A 3,949-nucleotide genomic window follows, 5' to 3' on the forward strand; every position below is an offset into this window, starting at 1 on the left:
CCTTCTCTGCGAGACGCTGCGCGAACGGAGAGGCTGTGCCTACGGCAGGCTTACGCCAACGCCAACGCCTACAGCGTGCGTTGCACCAGCGACGCATCGACCTGGAGGTTCCCTCCAGGTTGTGTGCGTCAAGACAAGCAGGGGGATTCACACCAATTTTGCTTCTCACCAGACTTACCCATACACCGTCTCCTCCTCCCCCAGTCAAACCTTCGGCCAGGTAAAGCAAAAACAAGCACCGACAGCCCGATGCTCCCCGGCAGAGGCTTCTCTTTGAGAGGCTTCTCTTCGAGAGGCTTCGCCAACGCTAACGTCAACGTCAGCCAACCAGATGTGACCGCCTTCGCCTTCAACGATCTTTTTGACTAAAGCTAGCCCAATGCCAGTATTCTCAGTCGAACTGCTGGGCTTGAGCGTTTGAAAGATCTCAAAAATCCGCTCTCTGGCTTCGCCGGAGGGAATACCAGGGCCATCATCGGCGATCGAGAATTGATAGTAATCGCCCAGATCCTTAGTCTCGATTTCGATCCGACCGTCGGCACGCTGGTGATGTTTGATTGCATTACTGAGTAAATTTGCTAAAACTTGGCCGAGCAAAATGCATCTGGTTTCCAGCGTTGGTAATGGTGACAAGATGGCAATCTCAAAAGTTGGCGGTGGTGCGAGCGAATCGATCGTCTCGGCCATTAGTTGCCCCACATCTACAGTTTCGGTAGCCAATCGTTCGCGTCCGAGTCGGGAAAAACGCAGCAGTCCATCAATGAGCGCGTTCATCCGTTTGACGCGTTGGCGCAACAGCTGAAACTGTTGGCGATCTTCATTGTTGAGCCGATCTTCCGTATCCTCTTCGATCCATTCCGCGAGATTGGCGATCGATCGCAAGGGTGCTTTGAGATCGTGGGAAGCAACCCGGACGAAGTTATCGAGATCGTCGTTGCGGTTTTTGAGTTGCTGCTGCGCCAGCAGGAGCGAACTATTGAGCTGTTGCAGCTCGGCAGTTTGTTGTTGATTGGTGATTTCTAACTGCTTGCGGCTGGTGATATCTTGGACGGCAGAGAGAAAATAGCTGGGCTGGCCTAATGATTCCCCGTCGGCAACTGCCTCCCTCGCCAGGGATACCGTCAGACTGACCCAGACGTGATGTCCTTGCTTGTGGATGTAGCGTTTTTCGAGATTGTATTCCTGAATCTCATTTGCAAATAAGCGATCTACCAGGGCGAGTTCGGTGACTAAATCGCCAGGAACGGTCAGATCTTGAAAAGTCATTGCCAAGAGTTCGGTACTGCTGTAACCGACAATCTCACAGAATTTATGATTGACCCGCGTTAACCGACCGTCTGGGGTGGCATGCGCAAAGCCGATCGGCGTATGCTCGAAGGTATGGCGAAATAATTCCTCACTAGCTTGTAGGGACAGGGCGGCTTGGTGTCGATCGGTAATATCGCGCGAAACCGATAAGATTTGCTCGACCCGTCCATTGGCATCAAGGATCGGGGTGACGACGACTTCCCACCACTTGGGTTTGCCGGTAGCGGTCGGACAAAATCCTTCAAATCTGCCAACCGCTCCCGCTCTAGCGGTTGCCAAGGCGGCTTCGATATTCGCTATGGCGGTACCCGGCCACAGATTGCGCCAGGGTTGATTGGCAATGGCGGCGAAATCGGCGATTTCCAATAGCGTCAGTCCGCCATGATTCATGTAGATCAGCCGACCTTCGAGATCGAAGACCTTGATGCAGTCGTTATTGCTAGCCAAGATCCGCTGCTGAAATTCTTCGCTGCGACGCAGGGCTTCTTCGGTGCATTTACGATCGGTAATATCCCGAACTAAACCTGCCAAATAGGTCTTGCCCGCCTCATCAATGCCGATTTCGCCAATCCCTTCTACCCAGCGAATGCTGCCATCCCGACAGACGAGCCGATATTCACAGCGATGTTGTGGCAATCTCCCCAGGATCGTCTCTTGGACGATGCTTTCCACCCGGTGGAGATCGTCGGGATGGATGCGTTGCGCCCATTCCGGATAAGTTTTTTGGGTACTACCAGGCTCGTAGTCGAATAAAGCTTCAAATTCTGGCGTCCAATCCAGCTTGTTCTCTAACAATTCCCAGTACCAAGCCCCGGCTTTGGCTACCTTCAGGGCTGTCGCCAAGCGAGCGGTATAGCGTTCGACCCGCTGGAGATCGCTTTCGGCTCGATCGAGCTGACTCAGATCCCGTCCTTCGGGAATCAACATCGTCACTTCGCCGCACTCGTTGCGAATCGGCGACAACGAAAAATCGATCGGAATGGCGCGATCTCCCGCACCTGTTAATTCGAGTTTGCATCGAAAAAATTCACCCTGTGCTGCCCGTGCGGTGGCGGCTTGGAGCTGTTTCTGGACTGCTGGCGAAAATTTCCAGCCAGCAACTTCCCAAAACTTCTGGCCGATCGCCTGTTCAGCTGTAATGCCGCCAAAATTCAGAGCCGTCTGATTGGCTTCGATCAGCGTACCATCAGGGGTCGTCAGACCGATAAACTGAAATACGCCATCGAAAATCGCCCGAAACTTACCTTCGCTGAGTTTGAGTGCTGTCATTGCCTGCTGGTACTCCGTAATATCGCGCATCAAGGCAACCGCACCGAGCTTGGCTCCCGTCGTGCTGTAAATCGCCGTGGCGTTCGCCAGCAGCGATCGAGCCATGCCATTGGTAGGCGCGATCGTCATTTCCTGACTGATGACTGCCTCGCCTTGCAACGCCCGAAACAGCGGAATTTCATCTTTAGTTAGCGATCTGACCCCATCGGCATCGTAGAGATCGTAATACTTAGCCCACTCCTCCGGTGGCAGCGGCTCGGGGGGCAAGCCGTGAAATAGCTGCGCCATCCGATTGAATAACACCAACCGCCCTCGGACATCACACGCGACAATCCCATCCGAGGCATGATTTAGCAAAGCTTCGAGAAACTGCATCGATTGCGATCGCCCGGGAATGGCCGCTTCGCCACCCAACCGCTGCGCCGTGCCGATCCAAATTATCGCACCCGATCGATCTCGATCTGGCTCCAATCCGACCTGAAACCATTCCCATTCGCCGAGCGTACTCATCAGCCTCAGCTTCATCGAGAGTGGTTCCAGTAACCTGCTAGCCCCTGCCCAGGCACTCGCAAATCCCGCGCGATCTGCCTCATCCAATAAATTGCTAAAAGTCCCGCAATAGTTGCCCGATTTGGGCGCGGTGGGATCGGTAGTCTCGATGCGAACATAACTCCGATCGCCCAGGAGTTGCGCCTCCTCTATCGGCGATCGACCGACATAATCCGACCAAAGCTGATTGGCCATTAAAATTTCGCCGCGATCGCTCATCAACCAAGCTAAATGGGGAATCTGCGATAGCAATTTTTGACAGCTAACATTAATGCTTGTAGGGACTATAGCTGGCTGCGGCTCTACTGTCATAGGTACCTGAGTTAGATCGAATGCTCTGTCAATAGGTTAACATATCCATCTATTGCCGGACATCGACACAATTCACCAATTTTGCGCACTTATCTGCGTAGATAACCGTCCGATTGAGATCGGTTAGATCCGCTGGCCCTAACAATTTTATCAATAGATTATTTGCTGCAATTGAGAAGTTAGCAGACTGGCAGAATTACTCAAAACAAGACCAATTAAATTTGCACTTAATTCTATTGCTAGCTTCACACTCAACTAATAAACGTAAGATTCAAACCAATCATAAATCCGATCGAGCTGATGCAGCGTCACCAATCCGTACTGCCACAGCACGATCGGCAGATTGCCACGATTGGATTGGGATTGCTTGAGGGCGAGTTCGACAGACTCATCGGGCAACCTTAAATCTTGACGGAGAAAACAGATAACTCGATCGGTATGATATTCTGACATGTGACTTTGGGTACTAACTAAATTTAAATTTGTAATGTATTCGAGAAGCTCAAGTGGC

The 3,949-nt window shown here is 52.1% G+C and carries 2 protein-coding genes; both read right to left on the minus strand.

Annotated features, from left to right (window positions below; all coding sequences use genetic code 11):
- Positions 1–204: 204 nt before the first annotated feature.
- The gene (locus RMO84_RS01995; RefSeq protein WP_310486783.1) at positions 205–3,438 is read right to left on the minus strand and encodes a PAS domain S-box protein; all 3,234 of its coding nucleotides are present in this window, start codon (positions 3,436–3,438) and stop codon (positions 205–207) included.
- A 255-nt stretch (positions 3,439–3,693) separates the two neighbouring features.
- A partial coding sequence (locus RMO84_RS02000) for a DUF2949 domain-containing protein (RefSeq protein ID WP_310486784.1) occupies positions 3,694–3,949 on the minus strand: 256 nt, incomplete at its 5' end.

It is taken from the genome of Chamaesiphon sp. VAR_69_metabat_338 (assembly GCF_031423935.1).
GTDB lineage: Bacteria > Cyanobacteriota > Cyanobacteriia > Cyanobacteriales > Chamaesiphonaceae > Chamaesiphon.